This window comes from Vreelandella arctica (genome assembly GCF_037070215.1).
In the GTDB taxonomy this organism is placed as follows: Bacteria; Pseudomonadota; Gammaproteobacteria; order Pseudomonadales; family Halomonadaceae; genus Vreelandella; species Vreelandella arctica.
This window is the reverse complement of record NZ_JBANSN010000002.1, coordinates 58109-78839: the sequence shown is the minus strand read 5'-3', so window position 1 is coordinate 78839 and position 20731 is coordinate 58109. Positions and strand designations below refer to the sequence as shown.

The 20731-nt window shown below is 56.0% G+C and carries 16 protein-coding genes; 11 read left to right on the top strand and 5 right to left on the bottom strand.

What is annotated here, in order from left to right; translation table 11 throughout:
* Positions 1-11 precede the first annotated feature (11 nt).
* The 10 genes from thiC to V8L70_RS01835 all read left to right on the top strand — a co-directional run bounded on the left by thiC (position 12) and on the right by V8L70_RS01835 (position 13918).
* Positions 12-1901 carry a phosphomethylpyrimidine synthase ThiC gene (thiC, locus tag V8L70_RS01880; protein WP_336268666.1) on the top strand — a complete coding sequence of 630 codons (1890 nt, stop codon included), beginning with the start codon at positions 12-14 and terminating at the stop codon, positions 1899-1901.
* A gap of 417 nt (positions 1902-2318) precedes the next feature.
* Entirely contained in the window at positions 2319-3395 is a 1077-nt protein-coding gene (locus V8L70_RS01875) for an HlyD family secretion protein (protein ID WP_041157797.1), read from the top strand.
* Entirely contained in the window at positions 3392-6160 is a 2769-nt protein-coding gene (rbbA, locus tag V8L70_RS01870; RefSeq protein WP_336268665.1) for a ribosome-associated ATPase/putative transporter RbbA, read from the top strand. Before V8L70_RS01875 ends, rbbA begins: the two co-directional genes overlap by 4 nt.
* Position 6161: 1 nt before the next feature.
* Positions 6162-7286 (top strand): ABC transporter permease, encoded by a 1125-nt coding sequence (locus V8L70_RS01865; RefSeq protein WP_336268664.1) that lies wholly within the window; start codon positions 6162-6164, stop codon positions 7284-7286.
* Between the two features lie 46 nt (positions 7287-7332).
* On the top strand, positions 7333-7647 hold the full coding sequence (locus V8L70_RS01860; protein ID WP_336268663.1) for a hypothetical protein: 315 nt from the start codon (positions 7333-7335) through the stop codon (positions 7645-7647).
* A 4-nt stretch (positions 7648-7651) separates the two neighbouring features.
* Entirely contained in the window at positions 7652-8398 is a 747-nt protein-coding gene (phbB, locus tag V8L70_RS01855) for an acetoacetyl-CoA reductase (RefSeq protein WP_022521710.1), read from the top strand.
* A gap of 72 nt (positions 8399-8470) precedes the next feature.
* The gene (locus V8L70_RS01850) at positions 8471-10681 is read left to right on the top strand and encodes a DUF3141 domain-containing protein (protein WP_336268661.1); all 2211 of its coding nucleotides are present in this window, start codon (positions 8471-8473) and stop codon (positions 10679-10681) included.
* Positions 10682-10746: 65 nt separating this feature from the next.
* Complete coding sequence (locus tag V8L70_RS01845; protein WP_336268660.1) at positions 10747-11268, top strand: universal stress protein; 522 nt, start codon at positions 10747-10749, stop codon at positions 11266-11268.
* The gene (locus tag V8L70_RS01840; RefSeq protein ID WP_045812156.1) at positions 11261-11908 is read left to right on the top strand and encodes a TetR/AcrR family transcriptional regulator; all 648 of its coding nucleotides are present in this window, start codon (positions 11261-11263) and stop codon (positions 11906-11908) included. The genes V8L70_RS01845 and V8L70_RS01840 overlap by 8 nt, the downstream gene beginning before the upstream one ends.
* 171 nt (positions 11909-12079) lie before the next feature.
* On the top strand, positions 12080-13918 hold the full coding sequence (locus V8L70_RS01835; RefSeq protein ID WP_336268658.1) for an esterase/lipase family protein: 1839 nt from the start codon (positions 12080-12082) through the stop codon (positions 13916-13918).
* A gap of 189 nt (positions 13919-14107) precedes the next feature.
* On the opposite strand, the gene V8L70_RS01830 is transcribed toward V8L70_RS01835, so the two are convergent.
* Positions 14108-15187 (bottom strand): NAD(P)-dependent alcohol dehydrogenase, encoded by a 1080-nt coding sequence (locus tag V8L70_RS01830; protein ID WP_035559355.1) that lies wholly within the window; start codon positions 15185-15187, stop codon positions 14108-14110.
* Between the two features lie 205 nt (positions 15188-15392).
* Between V8L70_RS01830 and V8L70_RS01825 the strand changes: the two genes are divergently transcribed.
* Positions 15393-16859 carry a DASS family sodium-coupled anion symporter gene (locus V8L70_RS01825; protein WP_336268657.1) on the top strand — a complete coding sequence of 489 codons (1467 nt, stop codon included), beginning with the start codon at positions 15393-15395 and terminating at the stop codon, positions 16857-16859.
* Positions 16860-16983: 124 nt separating this feature from the next.
* Here the strand turns inward: V8L70_RS01825 and V8L70_RS01820 are convergent, their stop codons facing one another.
* The 4 genes from V8L70_RS01820 to V8L70_RS01805 form a co-directional block, all read right to left on the bottom strand.
* A complete protein-coding gene (locus V8L70_RS01820) occupies positions 16984-17169 on the bottom strand; it encodes a CsbD family protein (RefSeq protein WP_336268822.1) in 186 nt (61 codons plus the stop codon).
* Positions 17170-17288: 119 nt separating this feature from the next.
* The gene (locus V8L70_RS01815; RefSeq protein ID WP_232774705.1) at positions 17289-18398 is read right to left on the bottom strand and encodes a DUF2955 domain-containing protein; all 1110 of its coding nucleotides are present in this window, start codon (positions 18396-18398) and stop codon (positions 17289-17291) included.
* Complete coding sequence (locus V8L70_RS01810) at positions 18388-19449, bottom strand: HlyD family secretion protein (protein WP_336268654.1); 1062 nt, start codon at positions 19447-19449, stop codon at positions 18388-18390. The genes V8L70_RS01815 and V8L70_RS01810 overlap by 11 nt, the downstream gene beginning before the upstream one ends.
* 201 nt (positions 19450-19650) lie before the next feature.
* Entirely contained in the window at positions 19651-20571 is a 921-nt protein-coding gene (locus tag V8L70_RS01805; RefSeq protein WP_336268652.1) for an EamA family transporter, read from the bottom strand.
* Positions 20572-20731 lie beyond the last annotated feature (160 nt).

The following is a 20731-nucleotide window of genomic DNA, read 5'->3' as shown; positions in this document are numbered from 1 at the left end:
TGGAGACCGTAATGAGCAAAACCAGTCACTTTTTAGCCGAAACCGCCCAAGTCGATGCCGCCGCCATTGCGCCACTGCCCGGCTCGCGCAAGGTTTACGTGGAAGGCTCGCGGCCCGATATTCGCGTGCCGTTCCGGGAAATTTCACTGTCGCCGACCAAAACTACCGGCATTGATGAAGAGAACCCGCCGCTGCTGGTGTACGACACTTCTGGCCCCTACACCGATCCAGAGGCTATCAACGATTTACGCAAAGGCTTACCCGCCCTACGCCGGGCCTGGATTGAAGAGCGCGATGACACCGAGTTTCTCACCGGCCCCACGTCGGAATATGGCAACCGCCGCGCCAACGATCCCACCCTTGCCCAGCTGCGCTTTGATTTAACCCGCACGCCACGACGGGCCAAGCCGGGTAAAAACGTCACTCAGCTTTACTACGCCCGCCAAGGCATTATCACCCCAGAAATGGAGTTTATTGCCATCCGCGAAAACCAGCGCCGCCAGGCGTTAGGGTCTGAAGAAGTGGAGCGCATTCTGGGCCACCAGCATAAAGGTCAGAGCTTTGGCGCCAGCCTGCCGGAAGAGATCACGCCCGAGTTTGTGCGCGATGAAGTGGCTCGTGGCCGGGCGATTATTCCCAATAACATCAACCACCCGGAAAGCGAGCCGATGATTATTGGCCGCAACTTCCTGGTTAAGATCAATGGCAACCTGGGCAACTCCGCAGTGACGTCTTCCATCGAAGAAGAGGTGGATAAGATGACCTGGGGCATCCGCTGGGGCGCGGATACCATCATGGATCTCTCCACCGGGCAGAATATCCACGAAACCCGCGAGTGGATTCTGCGTAACTCGCCGGTGCCGATTGGCACGGTGCCTATCTATCAGGCGCTGGAAAAGGTCAAAGGCGTGGCCGAAGACCTCACCTGGGAAGTCTTCCGCGACACCCTGATTGAGCAGGCTGAACAGGGCGTGGACTACTTCACCATTCACGCGGGCGTACTGTTGCGCTATGTGCCGCTCACCGCCAAGCGGGTCACCGGCATTGTTAGCCGTGGCGGCTCGATTATGGCCAAGTGGTGTTTGTATCATCACCAAGAGAGCTTCCTGTACACCCACTTCGAAGACATCTGCGAGATTTGTAAGCAGTACGACGTGGCGTTCTCCCTCGGCGATGGCCTGCGCCCCGGCTCGGTGGCGGATGCCAACGACGAAGCGCAAATGGCGGAGCTCAAGACCCTTGGCGAGCTGACCCATATCGCCTGGAAACACGATGTGCAGGTGATGATCGAAGGTCCCGGCCACGTGCCCATGCACTTGGTGAAAGAGAACATGGATAAGCAGCTGGAATACTGCGACGAAGCGCCCTTCTATACCCTCGGCCCGCTGGTGACGGATATCGCTCCCGGCTACGATCATATTACCTCGGGTATTGGGGCAGCGATGATCGGCTGGTTTGGCTGCGCCATGCTCTGCTACGTCACTCCGAAAGAACATCTGGGCCTGCCCAATAAAGACGATGTCAAAACCGGCATCATCACCTACAAGATTGCCGCCCACGCAGCGGACTTGGCCAAGGGCCATCCGGCGGCACAGCGGCGCGACAACGCGCTTTCCAAGGCGCGCTTCGAATTCCGTTGGGAGGACCAGTTCAACCTGGGCCTAGACCCGGATACCGCCCGTGAATACCACGATGAAACCCTGCCGAAGGATTCCGCCAAGGTGGCGCACTTCTGCTCCATGTGCGGGCCGAAGTTCTGCTCCATGAAGATCAGCCAGGAAGTGCGTGACTATGCCAATGAGCACGGCCTGAACGGTGATCAGGAAGCGGTGATGAAAGGCATGGAGGAGCAGGCGGAGAAGTTCCGCAACAAAGGGAGTGAGCTGTATCAGGAAGTTTAAATCTACCAACGCACGATAATTTACTGCTTGCTGCGGCTTTTCCCTGGGGAGCGCTAAAAAATGGCCGCAACCTCCCATCGCTTGTGTGCTCCTTTGTTTTCTAGCGCTGCCCCAAAAGTATGGCTTAACAGTAGTTTTGCGCAACGTAGCTCATTTAACATTTGAGAGTGACGAAAAAACCTTGGTATAGCTACCCAGCTCATAGCAAATACTATCAATTAAATACCGACTAGTCGGTATTTAATTGACCTAAATCAAAATCACAATTAATAATAATAGGATAATAGAATCCGTTTATTACGTTCTGTGATGCGCCACCGCTGGCACAGAGCGACGAGCTTAAGCCCTTTGGCCCTGGCCCATCCTCTGAGCTGCTCATCAATCGTCTGGCCATCCGCCAACCGAGGATGCAACATTATGAAGTTCAGCAGTAAAAGACAGTGGTTCAAGGGCCTGGCAGCCATAGTTGTTATAGGCATCGCGGCCTGGTTGACCTGGTGGGAACTGCAGCCGGAGGGCCTAGGCGAGGGCATCACCCAAGGCAATGGGCGCATCGAAGCCACCGAGATCGACATCGCCACCCGGGTCGCTGGCCGCCTCGAGGAAGTACTGGTCGAGGAAGGTGAGTTCGTCGATCCAGGCCAAGTGGTCGCCCGTATGGATACCGCCACCCTGGAGGCTGAGCTGGCTCAGGCCAGCGCACAGTCCCGCCGGGCCGAAAACGCCCTGGAGACAGCTCGAGCCATGGTAGCCATGCGCCAGAGCGAGCTGGAAACCGCCAGAGCCATCGTCAACCAGCGCCAGGCAGAACTAAACGCCTCTCGCAAGCGCTACGAGCGTTCAGCCAGCCTAGTGGAGCGCAACGCCATCTCTCGCCAGCAGTTCGACGATAGCTTGGCCGACTACCAGAGCCAGCAGGCCGCCCTGGCCTCAGCCAATGCCCAAGTACTCTCCGCTCAGGCCGCCATCCGCGCTTCCGAATCCCAGGTCATTGAGGCCGAGTCAGAGATAGAAGCCACCCTTGCCGCGATCCAGCGCATTGAGGCCGACCTGGACGACAGCGAGCTCAAAGCCGACCGCTTGGCCCGTGTACAGCTCCGGGTGGCCGAACCGGGCGAGGTGCTCAGTGCCGGTGGCAAGGTACTCAACCTGATCGACCTCACCAAGGTCTACATGACCTTTTTTATGCCCACTCGAGATGCTGGTCGGGTGGGCATTGGTGACGAGGTACGCCTGGTGCTGGATGCTGCCCCTGACTTCGTGATCCCGGCACGGGTGAGTTTCGTGGCCAGCGTCGCCCAGTTCACCCCCAAGAGCGTGGAAACCGAGAGCGAACGCGAGAAACTGATGTTCCGCGTGCGCGCCCAGATCGATCCAAAGCTGCTGCTTGAGCATATCGAGCAGGTCAAAACAGGCCTGCCCGGCATGGCCTACCTGAAGCTCGAGGATGACGCCACCTGGCCCGACCACCTAGAGGTCAACGTCACCCCATGAGCGAGAAGACGCAACCCGTAGCCCAAGTCAGCGCGCTCACCTTACGCTACGGCCGCACCATAGCCCTGGACGCGCTGGATCTGGCACTGCCGTCCGGCTGTATGGTCGGGCTGATTGGCCCGGATGGCGTCGGCAAATCCAGCCTGCTGTCGCTGCTCGCTGGCGCTCGTGCCGTGCAACAGGGTGTGATCAAGGTGCTGGGCGGCGACATGAGCGACAAGCGCCACCGTAACTCAGTTGGCCCGCGCATCGCCTATATGCCACAAGGGCTAGGTAAGAACCTCTACCCTACGCTCTCGGTGGAGGAGAACCTGCAGTTCTTCGCCCGACTATTCGGCCACGGAGCCGGTGAACGCCGGCGGCGTATCGACGACCTGACCCGCAGCACCGGGCTATATACCTTCCTCGAGCGACCCGCTGGCAAACTCTCTGGCGGCATGAAGCAGAAGCTCGGACTCTGCTGCGCGCTGATTCACGACCCCGACCTGCTGATTCTCGACGAGCCCACGACCGGCGTGGACCCGCTGGCCCGCGCCCAATTCTGGGAGTTAATTGCAAGCATTCGTGTTGACCGCCCGCAGATGAGTGTGTTGGTCGCCACCGCGTACATGGACGAAGCCCAGCGTTTCGACTGGTTGGTGGCTATGGACGCCGGCAAAATACTTGCCACCGGCTCCCCGCAGGAACTACTTGCACGCACCCACAGCGACTCCCTGGAAATGGCGTTCATCGAGCTGTTGCCGGAAGAAAAAAAGCGCGGCTATGCGCCGGTGCACATCCCGCCGCTGGCGCAGGATGACAATGAAGTCGCCATCGAGGCCAAGGACCTCACCATGCGTTTTGGCGACTTCATCGCCGTCGACCATGTGAGCTTCCGCATCCGGCGTGGCGAGATCTTTGGCTTTCTCGGCTCCAACGGCTGCGGTAAGTCGACCACCATGAAGATGCTCACGGGGCTGCTACCCGCCAGCGAGGGCCAAGCCTGGCTGTTTGGCCAGGAAGTGGATCCCCGCGACATTAACACGCGTCGCCGGGTTGGCTACATGTCCCAGGCATTCTCGTTGTACGGCGAACTGACCGTACGTCAGAACCTGGTGCTGCATGCGCGCCTGTTCCAGATCGCAGAACATGACATATCGGCAAAGGTCGCCGAGATGGTCGAACGGTTCAGTCTCGAGCAGGCGCTCGACGCCCTGCCGGAGAGCCTGCCACTGGGCATCCGTCAGCGTCTCTCCCTGGCGGTGGCAATGGTCCATAAACCCGAGCTACTGATTCTTGACGAACCCACTTCCGGCGTGGACCCCATCGCCCGCGACGCCTTCTGGCGCCTGCTGATTGAGTTGTCGCGCCGCGACCGCGTGACGATCTTCATCTCCACCCACTTCATGAACGAAGCCGAGCGTTGCGACCGCATGTCGATGATGCACGCAGGGAAGGTGCTCGACAGCGATACCCCCTCAGCACTGGTAGCGAAACGCGGTGCGGCGACCCTGGAAGAAGCCTTCATCGGCTACCTGCTCGAAGCTGGCGCCGATCAGGAGAATTCCGCGCAGGAGACTTCACCACAAAAAGCCAGCGATGCCCCGGATACGCCGCTCGTCACCGCAGAGACTCATCACGACACAACACGCCATCGACGCTTCAGTCTCCAGCGGATGCTCAGCTACATGTGGCGCGAAACTCTCGAACTACGCCGCGATCCGGTGCGTGCGACCCTGGCGCTGGTTGGCTCGCTGATCCTGATGTTCGTTATGGGTTTTGGCATCAGCATGGACGTGGAGGAGCTCAGCTACGCCATCCTTGACCGCGACCAGACGTCGCTAAGTCAGAGCTACGCGCTGAACCTCTCGGGATCGCCCCATTACTTTAGAGAGCGCCCGCCTATCTCAGACTATGCCGCGTTGGATCGACGTATGCGCAGCGGGGAGCTGTCCCTGGCAATCGAAATTCCCCCCGGGTTTGGTCGTGATGTAAAGCGTGGCCACGATGTCGATATCGGCGCATGGATCGACGGCGCCATGCCCCAGCGCGCCGAAACCGTACGGGGCTACGTGCAAGGTATCCACCAGCAGTGGCTGCTGGCGCAGGCAAGGCAATCCGGAGCCGAGATGGGTACCGGGGCCGCCAATATCGAGAACCGCTACCGCTACAATCCTGACATTCAGAGCCTGCCAGCAATGGTTCCTGCCGTGATTCCACTGCTGTTGCTGATGTTGCCAGCAATGCTCACGGCACTCTCGGTGGTGCGTGAAAAAGAGATGGGCTCAATCATCAACCTTTATGTCACCCCTGTCACCCGCGCCGAGTTTCTGATCGGCAAGCAAATTCCCTACATCGGCTTGGCAATGGTCAATTTTTTATTGATGACCGGGCTGGCGATCACATTGTTCGGCGTACCGATCACCGGTAGCTTCCCGACCCTAGCGCTGTCGGCCCTGGTATTTTCCATCATCGCCACCGGCATGGGCCTGCTGGCCTCGACCATCACCCACAGCCAGATCGCCGCTATGTTCTTCGCTATGATCGGTACGCTGATTCCCGCCATCCAATTTTCGGGCCTCACCGATCCGGTCTCGTCGCTGGAAGGCACCGGACGCTTCATCGGCAATATTTATCCAGCCAGCTACATGTTCACCATTAGCCGCGGCGTATTCAGCAAGTCCCTAGGGCTAGGTGACCTTATCGGGTCGTTCCTGCCGATGCTGCTGGCGGTACCGGTGATCATGGGCATGGCGATCGCCCTACTGAAAAAGCAGGAGAGCTGAGATGCGCAGGATTGCAAACATTTATCGCCTGGGCGTCAAAGAGTTCTGGAGTCTATTGCGTGACCCCATAATGCTGGTGCTGATCGTCTATGTGTTCACTGCTTCGGTCTACACTTCCGCGACGGCAATGCCCGAGACGCTGAACAACGCTCCTATCGCTATCGTCGACGAAGACGACTCACCGCTTTCCACGCGTATCGTATCGGCCTTCTACCCACCACAGTTCGTGCACCCGCAAATCATCACCTTCCAGGAAATGGATGCGGGTCTAGATGCCGGAGACTACACGTTCGTACTGGTTATTCCCGCCAACTTTCAGCGCGACGTGCTGGCCGGACGCGGCCCCGACCTCCAGCTCAATATCGACGCCACGCGCATGAGCCAGGCCTTCTCGGGTAATAGTTATGTACAGCAGATCGTCATGGGCGAGATCAATGAGTTCGTAAGCCGCTACCGCGCAAGCACCATCCCACCAGTCAACTTGGCACTACGAGCGCGCTTCAATCCGGGCCTTGACCAAGCATGGTTTGGCTCACTGATGTCGATCATCGACAACGTGACCATGCTCTCAATCATCCTCACTGGCGCGGCACTAATTCGCGAGCGCGAGCACGGCACCATCGAGCACTTGCTGGTGATGCCAGTGACCCCTGCCGAAATCATGCTGGCCAAGGTGTGGTCGATGGGGGTTGTGGTGTTGCTAGCGGTGACGTTATCGCTGACTTTCGTCGTACGCGGCCTGCTTCAAGTGCCGATAGAGGGATCGGTTGCACTGTTTCTGGCTGGCGCGGCCCTGCACCTGTTTGCCACCACCTCAATGGGCATCTTCCTGGCGACGCTGGCCCGTAGCATGCCCCAGTTCGGCATGCTGATGATCCTGTTCCTGCTACCCCTACAGATGCTCTCAGGAAGCACCACGCCCCGCGAGAGCATGCCCGAGCTCGTCCAGAACCTTATGCTGCTGGCACCCACAACCCACTTCGTCGAGCTAAGCCAGGCCATTCTGTTTCGCGGTGCCGGCATCGACGTTGTATGGGGACAGTTTCTGACACTGTTAGTCATTGGCAGCGCTCTGTTCGCCATTTCGCTCTCTCGCTTTCGCAAGACCATCAGCCAGATGGCCTGATGCAACCCGCGCGCACATCGGCGCATCACACCAGAAGGAATATACAATGAACCACAATACCATCTTACCTCTGGCACTTTATCAAGCTAATCAGAACCTTTGCCAACAAACGATAGCGCTAGTGCAGAAAAGTCAGCAGACATGGTACGAACTCGGCACCCAGCCCCTCGCTGTACCCCCAATGCAGCAGATCTTTGATAATCAGAGCGCTCTGCTAATGGGCCTGTATGAAGCTCTATTAAGTTGGCAGGTTCAAACGACAAAAGCCTTGCTTGACACTACCTGTGCTAACTCTCCAGCGCTCTACTGGCTATACACCTGCACACCAGACGCCCAAGACACAGCAAAAAAAGGAGAGTGAACGGATGACAGCTCAACACACAGCACTTGTAACTGGTGGCATGGGCGGCCTCGGTGAAGCTATCGCGCGGACACTCCACGATGCGGGACATCACGTCCTGGTCACTCACTCGCCCAACAATGACCATGTCCAAACGTGGCTGCAGCAGCAGGCCAGTAAGGGCTACCACTTCTCCGCCTACGCCGTCGATGTGGCCAACTTTGACGATTGTCAGCGACTGGCAAGCAATATCGAGGCCGAAGGCACCGTTGTCGACATTCTGATCAATAACGCTGGCATCACCCGCGATGCCACCTTCCGCAAACTGACAAAGGTCGACTGGGATGCGGTGATGCGTACCAATCTGGACTCGATGTTCCATATGACCCAGCCATTTTGCGACGCAATGGTCGAGCGCGGCTGGGGGCGTATCGTCAATATCTCCTCGATCAACGGTTCCAAGGGCCAGTTCGGCCAGACCAACTACGCCGCTGCCAAGGCTGGCATTCATGGCTTCACCAAGTCGCTGGCCATGGAAGTGGCGAAGCGTGGCGTTACCGTCAACACCGTCTCTCCTGGCTACCTAGAGACCAGCATGGTGATGGCGGTACCCAAGGAGGTATTGGAGTCGAAGGTGATCTCCCAGATTCCGGTTGGGCGGCTCGGCAAACCGGACGAGATAGCCACATTGATCGCCTTCATCTGTAGCGAACAAGCTGGTTTCATGACCGGCAGTAATGTGGCGATGAACGGCGGGCAGCATATGTACTAAGCGGCCCGCGTAACGGGAGGGGGACATCGCCCCTCCCACTCGGCACTATTCTCTTACAAAGGAGAAGATCCCATGGTAAAAGCGCTTAATGAACCCACCCAGCGCCCTGCTGGGTGGCCACTACTGGACATGACTCAGGGGTATGCGGCTGCCGCACTGGATTACTCGACCGATGCTTGGCAACGTGCCGTACTCTATGCTGATGTGATGCGTCAGCGTGGTGACCAGTACCGGGAGCATCTGGAAGATGACGCCCCACATGTGCTCGACTTCGCCTATGACGTCGTCGTCTCAGGTCGCGATCTACCGCGCCCAGTGAACTATGGGCTGGCGCGAATTCAAGCACTGGAAGATGTTCCCGTAGAACCTCACAAGCGGCCCTTCGTGGTGGTCGATCCGCGTGCTGGCCATGGCCCTGGGATTGGCGGTTTCAAGGCTGAGAGTGAGGTCGGTGTCGCACTTTCTGCCGGGCATCCCTGCTATTTTATCGGCTTCGGCCCCGACCCCGAGCCGGGTCAAACCGTCGAAGACGTAATGCGCGCAGAAGTCGCCTTCCTTGAGAAGGTCACCGAGCTGCATCCACACAGCGAAGGCAAGCCTGCGGTGGTCGCCAACTGCCAGGCCGGGTGGCAGATACTGATGGCCGCGGCTCTGCGTCCCGAGCTGTTTGGCCCCATCATTGTCGCTGGCACCCCAGTATCGTACTGGGCCGGCGGGCCGGGTAAGAACCCCATGCGCTACGCGGGTGGTCTGCTCGGCGGCAGTTGGGCAACTGCGCTGGCCAGCGATCTGGGCAACGGTCGCTTCGACGGTGCCCACTTGGTGCAAAACTTTGAAAGTCTCAACCCCGCCAACACCCTGTGGGGCAAACAGTACAACCTGTACGCCAATATCGATACCGAGGCGCCGCGCTACCTGGGCTTTGAGAAATACTGGGGTGGCCACGTCTTCCTCAACGCCGTCGAAATGCAGTATATCGTTGACAACCTGTTTATCGGTAACCGTCTGTCGAGCGCCGAGCTGGTCACCTCGGATGGAATCCGCCTGGACTTACGCAATATCCGCTCACCGATCGTGGTGTTCTGTTCCAATGGCGACAATATCTCCCCTCCTCCGCAGGCACTTGGCTGGATCACCGACCTCTACCGCGATGATGATGAAGTGATCAGTCACGACCAGACCATTGTCTACGCAGTACACGACAACATCGGCCACCTGGGGATCTTTGTTTCCGGCAGCGTAGGCCGCAAGGAGCACCAAAAATTCGCCAGTAACATAGACTTAATCGACGTGCTGCCCGCCGGTATCTACCAAGCAGAGATTCAGGATAAGACCGAGGACATGCCACAAGCCGAGCTGGTCGAGGGCGACTTCGTATTGTCGTTCAAGGCTCGCCGTGTCGAAGACGTCCGCGCAATCGTTCAGCCAGACGAGGAAAACGACCGAAAATTTGCAGCTGTCAACCAGGTATCACGAATTAACCTGGGGCTTTATCGTCAGTTCGTTCAGCCCTGGGTACGCTCCCGGTCCACGCCTGCATTAGCCCACTGGCTGCAGAGCGTACATCCACTGCGTATCGCCTACGAACGCTGGTCGAGCCGGCACCCCTTGGCCTCGACGGTGGCCGAGCAGGCACGCCATATTCGTGAAGCGCGTCTCCCCGTCGCCAGTGACAATCCCTTTGTGCAATGGCAGCAAGCTTACTCCGATGCCCTGGTGTCGGCGCTGGATCATTGGCGCATACAGCGTGATAACACTTACGAGCGCACATTCAACCTGATCTACGGGTCCCCCTGGGTACAGGCCGTAGCTGGGCTAGCCGCCGATGACCAGCCCTCACGTCCGCATCCCGGTGTCTCGCCGGAGCATCGTGCCTTCGTCGCGGAGGAGAGCAAACGCCTACGCGCAGAGATCGATCAGGGCGGCCTGCTGGAAGCCGCTATTCGTGCACTGCTCTTTGTCCGACGTTTTCAAGGTGAAGCCGATGAGCGACGGGCTAATCTCGCGGCCCAGATGCAACAGCCGGACTACCTGGCTACTTTCAACATGACCACCTTCCGCGCACTGTTTCGACGCCAAGCCAAGCTGATGCGCCTCGACCTCGATGCGGCGATCGCTGCCATACCCGCATTATTGGCGGGTAGCCGCCCCCACGAGATACGGGATATGGCGAGACTTATCGAGCAAATGCTGACCGCTACCGAACCGTTCCTGCCGGAAGAGCAAGCCAGCTTGGAGCAGATGCTGGCGTTATTCGCCGCAGCGGCCCATGAACAGGATTGAGAGTCGTAGCCGCAAGGTTTCACAGCAACCCGTTCCTCTAAGAAAGAAATTTTCAGGAATCAACTATGTACAAAAAATTGCTTGTACCCATCGACGGCAGCCGCACCTCCCTTTTAGCCTTGGCTCAGGCAAGTTCCCTGGCCAAGTTGACCGGCGCCAGCATCGAGCTACTTCATGTCGTTAATGCACTGGAGTACTCCAATGGCTTCGAAAGCCCACGGGCCTATATAAAAAAAGTCAGACCCTATTTTCTGAAAGTCGGCAATGATCTGCTCGACAACGCTCGGATACAGCTTGAAGCCCAAGAACTCAATGTCACCACAGTACTTGTCGAGGCCGAGGGCAAACGAGTATCAGAACACGTTGCGGATCACGCAGCTAAGTGCCAGTTCGATCTGATAATTCTAGGCACCCATGGCCGACGTGGCATGAAACGACTTCTCCTCGGCAGCGACGCCGAGCAAGTGGCACGTATTGCGCCGGTGCCCGTCATGCTGGTCAGAGACGTAAACACACAAGCAATTTCTCGTACTCTAGACAAAGAAATGATAAAAGGTGCCGCATTAAAGCAACCAACTGATGAGTAACTGCACCTTGCCTTCCTCTCCTACTAAACAAGCTCGCAAACATCGCCGACTCCCCCCCGATGTGCGTATAGAGCAGATCCTCTGTGCGGCTTTGTACGAGTTTTCGCAACACGGGTTCGCCTCTGCCCGCATGGAGGATATTGCTCAGCGGGCGGAACTCTCGAAAGGCGGCCTCTATGCTCACTTCAAGAGCAAGGAATCGATATTTGAAGCACTACTATTAAAACGCCTGACACCAAGGTTCAACAATCAGCAGTGGGTGCTCAGCGGCGGCGACTCCCTGAGCGAAGCTATCGAATCCTTTATTGATCACCTCTATAGCCAACTGAGTGATCCAGATGTCATAGCTATGCTGAAGCTGCTGATGACGGAAAGCCGACGCATCCCTCATCTTGTTGATTTTTGGCGCAGGGAGGTAATTGACAAATACCTCGCAGAACAACAGGCCATTTTGAAAACTGCAGCCGATAAAGGGCATCTTCGTCACAGCGCCTTCCTTGAAGACGCAGCGCTGCTAATGGCACCAGCGCTATATGGTGCCATTTGGCAAATGATTTTTGATGAAGCGACTGCCGCCGCCACCGTTGGCTCGCTGCGCCGAGCCCATTTGCGAATGCTGCATGAATTCTTAGCACCATGATCAACTGATGGTTGACTCCCAAATCACCGTTAACTGTAGGTAAAGTTCATTCACTAAAAATCGCCCCGAAAGCGCCACATGACCGATTAATAAGGTGTCGTTGTGAAACCAGCTAAGCTTATCACTTTACTCAACACGCTACTTATTATCCTAATAGTGAATGGTTGTGCCATGGTTGGCGTCTCTTCGCTTAGCCCTGGTGAGTATATCGCGCTTAAACGCGGAGACCTGCTTACCAGTGGCGAGCTAAGCGCAGCTACCCAGGAAACCATCAAAGTTATCGGGCTGGATGAAGGGAGATGCCGTGAGCACTCCCAAAACTGCGTAGATATATTATCCAGCACCGCTGGCATAGCTGAAGAACGCAGACTTTCCGCACTGGCAGAGCTGTGGCTTCAAGAAGCGATGTCAAAAGCAGGATCATCAAGTGATATCCCGAGTACCGAGGCTGACATTTACGCTTGGATTGAGGTTGCCAGACATGCTTATGCTTACTTGTTTTTCTCCGAACGATCTCCTGGGGAACGCGCCTTCGAAGATCGTCAGATACAAGTACGCGACTATTATAACTATTCAGTTCAACAGATTGTTTCAGGGCTTTTTCAACAGAATCTCTCAGCCATTGAAGATAAAAGCCGCTCCTATTCTTTGGATACGCCTAGGCTTTCTGGCTGGAAGGTTACAACCGATCTCACCGGCGTACGCTTCGCCGGCGACATCGACTTACCCGAGAACCTAGTTCCAGCATCTTCACTGGTCTTTTCCGGCTTGCGTAGCACTTATCGCCGTGACGGCTTTGGTGCCGAACTGGTCGCGGTATTAGACGATAGCCTCGCGCTTCATCGCGCTCGACCTTATAGCGAAATGCCTTTTCCGGCACTCACCGCACTAATCCATTTTTCCGGTGAGGATTTGGCTCAGGTGCTATCGACTCAATCACTAGAGGTGATCGTAAGAGACCCCTACCAAGACGACAGCATACAGTTGCATGGGCAACAGATTCCCCTAGCCGCAAATTTCACTGCGGGCTATGGACTATGGCTGGCGCATTCAGGCTTTTCGCGTCAGGCCATACGCTCTCTGCTAGGCCACAGCCAAGGTATCAACCGACCACACCTTTATATGATGCAGCCCTTCGATCCTGAGCGACGCATCATCCTCATGCTGCATGGCCTTGGCAGTAGTCCCGAAGCCTGGGTAAATGTAGCTAATGAAGTGCTGGGCGATGAGAGCCTGCGGCAACATTTTCAGGTATGGCAAATCTACTACCCTACCAATATGCCACTGTCGATTAATCATACGGCGATACGACGCACTGTGAATGAAACACTACTGGAACTTGATCCCACCACAGAAACGCTGGCTTCACAAGGTATCGTTCTAATTGGCCATAGCATGGGGGGTGTATTGGCACGCCTGATGGTCTCTTCTAGCCAAGGTAGGTTGTGGAGCGAATTCGTGGAACAACGCCAATTGCCAAAGGCACATAGGCAACTCGCCCAACAACGCCTAGCTCCCCTACTACGTTTCGAATCGCTACCAGAGATAAAACGAGCAATTTTCATCGCAGCACCACATCGCGGCACACCGGTGGCCGGTAATCGTCTAGGGAGAGCAGTCGCTCGTTTCGTTCGTCTACCACTCACCTTGCTGGAAGAGTTCGACGATGTCATCAGGGCTCTGGCTAATACTGACGCCGAATCAGATGGGGCATACCTGCGCCTTCCCAACAGTATCGATAATTTGAGTGAGGCAGATCCGTTCATTAGAGCAACGGCCAATCTGCCTATCTCCCCTCAAGTTCACTACCATTCTATCATTGCCCAGCGTGACACCAGTGTACCGTTAGAGGTTTCAGATGATGGGATAGTGCCGTACGCCAGCGCACATTTGCCGGGAGCCATATCAGAAAAAGTGTTTATCGCTGGGCACAGCGTCCAGGAAACGGCCCAAGCGATTCTGGAAATCAGGCGTATCTTGCATCAAGACCTAACCGAATATAGTAATTGAAATTCAACCCAGCTGCGTCTTACCACCACTGCCTAGTGCTCTGCGCAGATAAGCAATGATGACAGGTATAAAAGAACGGGCGGAGAAATTTCGCCACAAAAGCAGAGTACTGTACCAGGAGGCGTGAGCTGAGCACACCTCCTACTGAAGAACAGCCTTGCTGCTGAACATCAATCTTAGCTTTGAACCTCAGGAGACCTCAAGCGCCACTTTCAATACGCCGTCTCGCTGGTGGGCGAAGAGATCGTAGGCTTCGACGATATTCTCCAGCGCATAGCGGTGGGTGACCATGGGCCCAAGATCCAACCGACCGGCGTCGATGATGCTCATCAGCCTGCGCATGCGCTCTTTACCACCGGGGCATAGCGAAGTGATAATCTTATGGTCGCCGAGGCCAGCACAGAAAGCGCTCAGCGGAATCGTTAGGTCTTGGGAGTAAACGCCCAGGCTGGAGAGCGTTCCGCCGGGTTTTAACACCCGCAGGGCGGATTCAAAGGTCTGTTGCAGGCCAAGCGCTTCAATCGCGGAGTCGACGCCGCGCCCGCCGGTGAGCTTGAGAATTTCCTCGACCACATCCACCTTGCGGAAATCCAGCGTTACGTCCGCGCCCATCTGCTTGGCCATGGCCAAACGCTCATCAACCCCGTCTACCGCAATGATCATCCCGGCCCCACGCAGCCGCGCCCCCGCCGTGGCGCATAGGCCAATCGGCCCTTGGGCGAAGACCACCACCGTGTCGCCGATTTTGATACCGGCGGCTTCGGCACCGGCAAAACCGGTGGACATAATGTCCGGGCACATCAGCACCTGTTCGTCGGTTAGGCCATCCGGCACTGGCGATAGGTTAGCCTGGGCATCCGGTACCAGCAGGTACTCGGCCTGGGCACCATCGATGGTGTTACCAAAGCGCCAGCCGCCCATCGGTTTATACCCGTGGCCGTGGTGGCCGCCATCTTGTGAGCAGCAATCATCCTGGCAGGCGTAAGAAGTAAAGCTGGGGCAAATGGCGCCAGCAATTACCCGCTGGCCTTCCTGGTAGCCTTTTACGTTGGCCCCCAGTTTTTCGATCACGCCCACGGGTTCATGGCCAATGGTCAGGCCACGCTCCACCGGGTACTCACCTTTCAGGATATGGATATCGGTGCCGCAGATCGTGGTGGTGGTCACGCGCATCAGGGCATCGTTGGGGCCAATCTCGGGGATGGGTTTATCGTCAATTTCGATACGGCCGGGTTCAACGAAGATGGCCGCTTTCATCATGGTAGGCATGGGTCGCTTCCTCAGTGAGGGGAGTCAATGGCACCTCACCATTAAGGCATAGTTGGAAGCGGAAATGATTGCGCTAGATCAAGCTTCGAATTGACGTGAGGCAAGTTGCCAAGCGCCCATCCGCTCTAGACTTAAGTAGCCACTCAAGCACTGCTTTATTGCCTGTGAGCGTACCGCAGCCACCTACTTACTATAGGGTTCCACGATGCCGACGCTACCTTTCAAGCCCTTGCCAACCGCTATTGCGGTGGCGATCACTCTACTGATATGGCTGGCTATTCCACTGCCGGAGGGTCTCACTTCGGACGCTTGGCTGATGCTGGCAATTTTCGTGGGGACGATTGCCGCGATTATTGGTAAGGCAATGCCCATAGGGGCCATCTCAATTATTGCCATTGCGATTGTGGCGGCGAGCGGGGTGACCAGCGACAACCCAGGTACCGCCATTAACGATGCTTTAAGCAGCTACTCCAACTCGCTGATCTGGTTAATTGCCATCTCGATTATGATCTCTCGGGGGCTAATCAAGACAGGGCTAGGAGCCCGCATCGGTTACTATTTTATCTCCATCTTCGGCAAGAAGACGCTGGGGATCGGCTACAGTTTGGCCTTTTCAGAACTCTCGATTGCCCCCGTCACCCCCAGCAATACTGCTCGCGGTGGTGGCATCATGCACCCCATTATGCGCTCTATTGCTAAGGGGTTTGATTCGCGCCCGGAAGACGGCACGTCGAGCAAAATCGGCAAATATTTGGCGCTGGTGAACTATCACAGCAACCCGATTACCTCAGCGATGTTTGTCACTGCCACTGCTCCCAACCCACTGACCGTGGAGCTAATTTCCATCGCTACAGGGGCGGAAATCCAACTGAGCTGGATGACCTGGGCGCTCGCCATGCTACTGCCTGGTTTGGTCGCCATTCTGGCAATGCCCTATATTCTTTACCTGCTTTATCCGCCGGATATTAAACAGACTCCACACGCCACGCAGATGGCGCGGGACAAACTTGCCGAAATGGGCAAGATTAGCCGGGACGAAGGCATTATGCTGTTTGTCTTCTTGGTGCTACTGCTGCTGTGGGCGGATATCCCGGCGCTATTTTTGGGCGATTCGGTCACCCTCAACACCACCACGTCAGCGTTTATTGGGCTATCGATACTGCTGCTGACCGGCGTATTAACCTGGGATGATGTACTGGCAGAAAAGAACGCTTGGGATACCCTGCTCTGGTTCGGCGCCCTAATTATGATGGCGACCCAGCTCAACCAGACGGGCTTGATCGATTGGTTTTCCACCAATATGCAAGACTGGATCACCATGATGGGCATCGGCTGGATGGGAGCATCGGCCTTGCTAGTGCTGACTTTCCTCTACACTCACTACTTCTTTGCCAGCACCACCGCACATATTACTGCCATGATGGCGGCTTTTCTTACCGTTGGGTTAACACTCGGCGCACCGCCCATGCCGTTTGTGCTTATCATGGCCGCCACCTCCTCCATCATGATGACCTTAACTCACTACGCCACTGGCACGTCGCCCGTCATTTTTGGGTCGGGCTACCTAACGCTGGGCGAGTGGTGGAAAGCGGGCTTTATTATGAGCGTGGTCAATCTTGTGATCTGGGTAGTTGTCGGCGGTTTGTGGTGGAAATTACTGGGTCACTACTAAGGAAGGCTTTCAAAGCTATTGCCCAATGCTTCAGTACTGAAGGTGAGATACAGTAATTTCCGAGCTCATAAACACCAACAGGGGGCCGAAGCCCCCTGTTGGTATCAGTATTCCATAACTAGCACTAGCGCTGTTTTTTCTGGCTCTCCTTGGCTTCGCCTTTGCCTTTTTGCAGTTCGCCTTTCGCCTGCTGGGCCTTACCTTTGGCTTCTGTTTTATGACTACCCGTCGCCTTGCCCGCGGCTTCTTTCACTTTACCTGCTGCTTTGTTGGCCGTTCCTTTAGCTTTATCATCTTTACCCGTTGTCATGACGAACACCTCTAATCCGTTAGTAGGGAAATGCCGCTTGTGAGGGTGCGAATAGCACTGACATCACACACCGGCACTTCATCAGAGTAGCCTTTATTACAAAAGTTGCGCTAATTAATTTATGGCAAGTTGCTCGCGGGTAAACGCGTAGGCGTCCAGCGGTTAAACGCAAAATGCAAGCAAGCTAAGGTCAGCAGTGTAAGGACCAGAGCAATGCTCATCGAAGAGAAGCGATAGAGGGCGCTATACACCAGGTCCTGCTGCGGGCCCAGCGACTGGCCAAACAGAATCCCCAGGGTGGTCATCCCGCCAAAGCCGATTCCCGAGCCACCGCCTTCATGAATATGCTCCCGAGCGAAGAGCATGAGCCCCAGCCAGTAGAGCAACACCACCAGCAAAAAATGGTGACTTTGGGTATAAAGAAGTAGCTGCATGAGTAGCGCCAAGTTACACCCTAACAACGTTCCTACCGCTCGCTTGGCGGCTGATACTTTCGCTCCAGAGTAGCCCAGCGTAAACAGCACCAGAATGGTGGCCATTTGCGCAGACAGTGAGCCCTGCAAATCGAATACCTGAAACACCACAAATGAGAGCGTGGCAGTTAACCCACCCATTAAGGTTTCATGGCGAATTTGCGAGGATGTTTTGGTAACCCGTGGCGGCGGCTTGCGTGCTTCCACGTCGGGAAACAGCGTATGCATCAGCATGGCAATAAATACCGCCAGACCACTGGCGACGAGATTACAGGCGAGTAAATCGCTCAAGTCCACATTGGTGTAGCTGGCAAAGTGCAGCAAAATACTGAGCGTCAGTACGCCATTGGCGCCAAATAGAAACAGTGGCCCCTTCGCCATCAGGTTAAAGCGAAATAGAAAAATGCCCATTACGGCCAAAGTCATCACTACCGGCATATGCTTGAGCAAGCCCACCACCAGACTAACTTCGAGCACGTTGATCGATATATTAGCTAAAAACTGGCGAATGATATGGCCGTTAAGAATCGGCACCATACCCAGTAAAAACATCGGAAAAACGGTAAAAAACACCCCGTAGTTCCACCCCATCAATTGGCTGACCACAAATCCTAGCAAGCCACCCCCGGCGACTCTAAAGCACTGACGCAGGCCATTCTTTGAGAGTTCGGGCTTGCGCTTAGTTGTCGCTACGCTCGAAGACCGCAATCTGGGAAGCCTATTTTTTATAGACCTAGAACTGATTTTAATAAACATAGTGCAGCCAACTGATCAGATGCGCCTGTAACCACACAAATGGCTTCGCCAAGGCAGTATCACCGGGCTGAAGCTGCACCGTGGCGCGTGCACCGCTGGGTAATAAATTCACGATTGGCTGGGTAAGCGCTAGGTGTACGCGCATACGCTGGGCATCGCGTACCCAGCGGTCGGTGGTGGAAATATCGGCGAGCTGACCATTGGCGGCCAACTGCCCTTCGAGAACACCGGCCTCCATGGCAAGCACTTGCGCATCAAATACCTGACCCGGCCAGGCATCAAACACCACTTGCGCGGCATCGCTGGGAGCCACATGGCGCAGGCTTTTTTCACGAAAATCAGCAATGATATCTATCCCATCCGCCACTACCGCTACCGCTGGCTGCCCCGCCTGAACGAAGTCACCTACACCTAGCTGCAGATTGGCAACCCGCCCGGCTTGCGCGGCGCGCACCTGGGTATGGGCAAGATCCAACTGTGCCTGCGAGAGCGCATTATCTGCTTGACGCAAACGCAGGTTTGTCTCACCAGTATCGCCCAACTGCACTTCCAGGCTGACAATTTTAGCTCTGGCTGCCGCTACGCCCGCCTGTGCGGTGCGCTCAGCAGCCACCTGCTGTTCGTACTGTTGGCGGGATACACTCTGCTGCGCCACTAGGGTTTCGGCGCGATGAAGTTCACCCTGCCGCTCGGCGGCCGTGGCCTCAGCGGAGGCCAGCTCCGCTTGGGCAGAGGTTAGCTCTGCTTCCAACTGGGCATTCTCCCGTTCGGCCTGCTCGCGATTAAGCTGAGCCTGTTCAACGGCTAAGCGAAACGGCGCCGGGTCGATCCGAAACAGCACATCACCTTTGGCTACATGCTGGTGATCACTCACCAACACCTCGCTTACTGGGCCACTGAGCTCTGGCGCTATACGTGTTACCGGCCGCATCACCCTCGCCTCCGGCGTCATGGGCATAAAGCTATCGGCTACCAAAAAATAGATAAAAAGCAGTACAAAGGCACCAAGGGCTACCTTCACCCAGCGGGCAAATGTTTGATCAGGGGTCATGCAGAGCTCACTTGTTAGCCACCAGGCAACCACCTGGCCAGCGCCTCTCAACGGGCACGTATCGTATAGGGAATAGCACGGAAGACTTTAGTCTAACCATTAATTAGCACGCTAACAATATGCTTATTAAATGACGACAATAAAAAACCCCATAACCAATTGGTCACAGGGCTTTATATTGAATAAATCACACGAAGATGATTACCGCCCCTTGGATAAACTCAGCACGACAATACCGCTTACGACGACTGCCCCACCCACCAACTGGCCAGGGCTAAGCATTTGCCCCAATACAAAGTAACCGAGCACCAGGGAGGCAACCGGCTCGATATTCATCACCGGCGCATTGCGCGCCATATCCAGCCGCGGCACAAAAATAAACAGTGTTGAAAACGCCGAACCATACAGTAGACCGAGAAGCGTCAGACCCAGCCAGCCGGTACTGTTATCAGGCAGGCTCATTCCCCCAGGCACCACACCGGCGATGCCACCAATAATCATCACTATAAACACCGTTTGCATGGTCAGCAGGCTGCGCAGAGTACTGCCAACCCCGGCAAGGCGGTGCTCAGTGACCCACAGCGCGCAGGCAAATACGAAGGCCGCCAATAGCCCAAACCCAATGCCTGCTATCCAACCCGGCCCCATTCCATCGGCGCTGGCAATCCATGAGGGAATATCCAGCACCACCAGTAAGCCGATTAAAATCGTGCCCATAATCAGGCAGCTACGCAGCGTTGGGCGCGGACCACCCAGCGCCCAACTGAGCAGGGCCAATTGAATCGGGAAGGTATTCACCAGCAGTAGCGCAATCACCACCGGCAGCCTTGCCACTGCCGAGTATAAACTGACGCTTTGAACCGCAATCAGCAGCCCCACCGAGAGCTGCCACGGCCATGAGCCAGCGGGCAGCCATAGGCGCTTTCGCTGCACGATGACCAGCGCTAGCAGGATTAGGCAAGCCACTCCTGAACGGGTTAAAACGGCTAGCAGCAGCCCCGTGCCATTATCAAACGCTAAGCGCGCCGACACGTGGTTAGCGGCGAACATAGTGGCGACGGTCATCATTAGCAAAATCGCTAAATGACGCGGCAATAGTTTGGGCAATGGGGATGCTGACATAGGAACGGTATGGCTCGTTAGAAGGTCTAGAGTGGGTGTAAGTAGATAGGTAAAGAATCCAGCATGCCAAGCTTTTGCATAGAAGGCTAACGAAATACTGGCGCTGCTTTTCCGCAGCGCAGCATGTTAAACTAAAGTCTACCCATTTGCTCACTAACCT

What these genes read in the sequence shown, in the direction of transcription:
- thiC (WP_336268666.1), top strand. Translation starts at nt 12, where the DNA reads ATGAGCAAAACCAGTCACTTTTTAGCCGAAACCGCCCAAGTCGATGCC.
- V8L70_RS01875 (WP_041157797.1), top strand. Translation starts at nt 2,319, where the DNA reads ATGAAGTTCAGCAGTAAAAGACAGTGGTTCAAGGGCCTGGCAGCCATA.
- rbbA (WP_336268665.1), top strand. Translation starts at nt 3,392, where the DNA reads ATGAGCGAGAAGACGCAACCCGTAGCCCAAGTCAGCGCGCTCACCTTA.
- V8L70_RS01865 (WP_336268664.1), top strand. Translation starts at nt 6,162, where the DNA reads ATGCGCAGGATTGCAAACATTTATCGCCTGGGCGTCAAAGAGTTCTGG.
- V8L70_RS01860 (WP_336268663.1), top strand. Translation starts at nt 7,333, where the DNA reads ATGAACCACAATACCATCTTACCTCTGGCACTTTATCAAGCTAATCAG.
- phbB (WP_022521710.1), top strand. Translation starts at nt 7,652, where the DNA reads ATGACAGCTCAACACACAGCACTTGTAACTGGTGGCATGGGCGGCCTC.
- V8L70_RS01850 (WP_336268661.1), top strand. Translation starts at nt 8,471, where the DNA reads ATGGTAAAAGCGCTTAATGAACCCACCCAGCGCCCTGCTGGGTGGCCA.
- V8L70_RS01845 (WP_336268660.1), top strand. Translation starts at nt 10,747, where the DNA reads ATGTACAAAAAATTGCTTGTACCCATCGACGGCAGCCGCACCTCCCTT.
- V8L70_RS01840 (WP_045812156.1), top strand. Translation starts at nt 11,261, where the DNA reads ATGAGTAACTGCACCTTGCCTTCCTCTCCTACTAAACAAGCTCGCAAA.
- V8L70_RS01835 (WP_336268658.1), top strand. Translation starts at nt 12,080, where the DNA reads ATGGTTGGCGTCTCTTCGCTTAGCCCTGGTGAGTATATCGCGCTTAAA.
- V8L70_RS01830 (WP_035559355.1), bottom strand. Translation starts at nt 15,187, where the DNA reads ATGCCTACCATGATGAAAGCGGCCATCTTCGTTGAACCCGGCCGTATC.
- V8L70_RS01825 (WP_336268657.1), top strand. Translation starts at nt 15,393, where the DNA reads ATGCCGACGCTACCTTTCAAGCCCTTGCCAACCGCTATTGCGGTGGCG.
- V8L70_RS01820 (WP_336268822.1), bottom strand. Translation starts at nt 17,169, where the DNA reads ATGACAACGGGTAAAGATGATAAAGCTAAAGGAACGGCCAACAAAGCA.
- V8L70_RS01815 (WP_232774705.1), bottom strand. Translation starts at nt 18,398, where the DNA reads ATGTTTATTAAAATCAGTTCTAGGTCTATAAAAAATAGGCTTCCCAGA.
- V8L70_RS01810 (WP_336268654.1), bottom strand. Translation starts at nt 19,449, where the DNA reads ATGACCCCTGATCAAACATTTGCCCGCTGGGTGAAGGTAGCCCTTGGT.
- V8L70_RS01805 (WP_336268652.1), bottom strand. Translation starts at nt 20,571, where the DNA reads ATGTCAGCATCCCCATTGCCCAAACTATTGCCGCGTCATTTAGCGATT.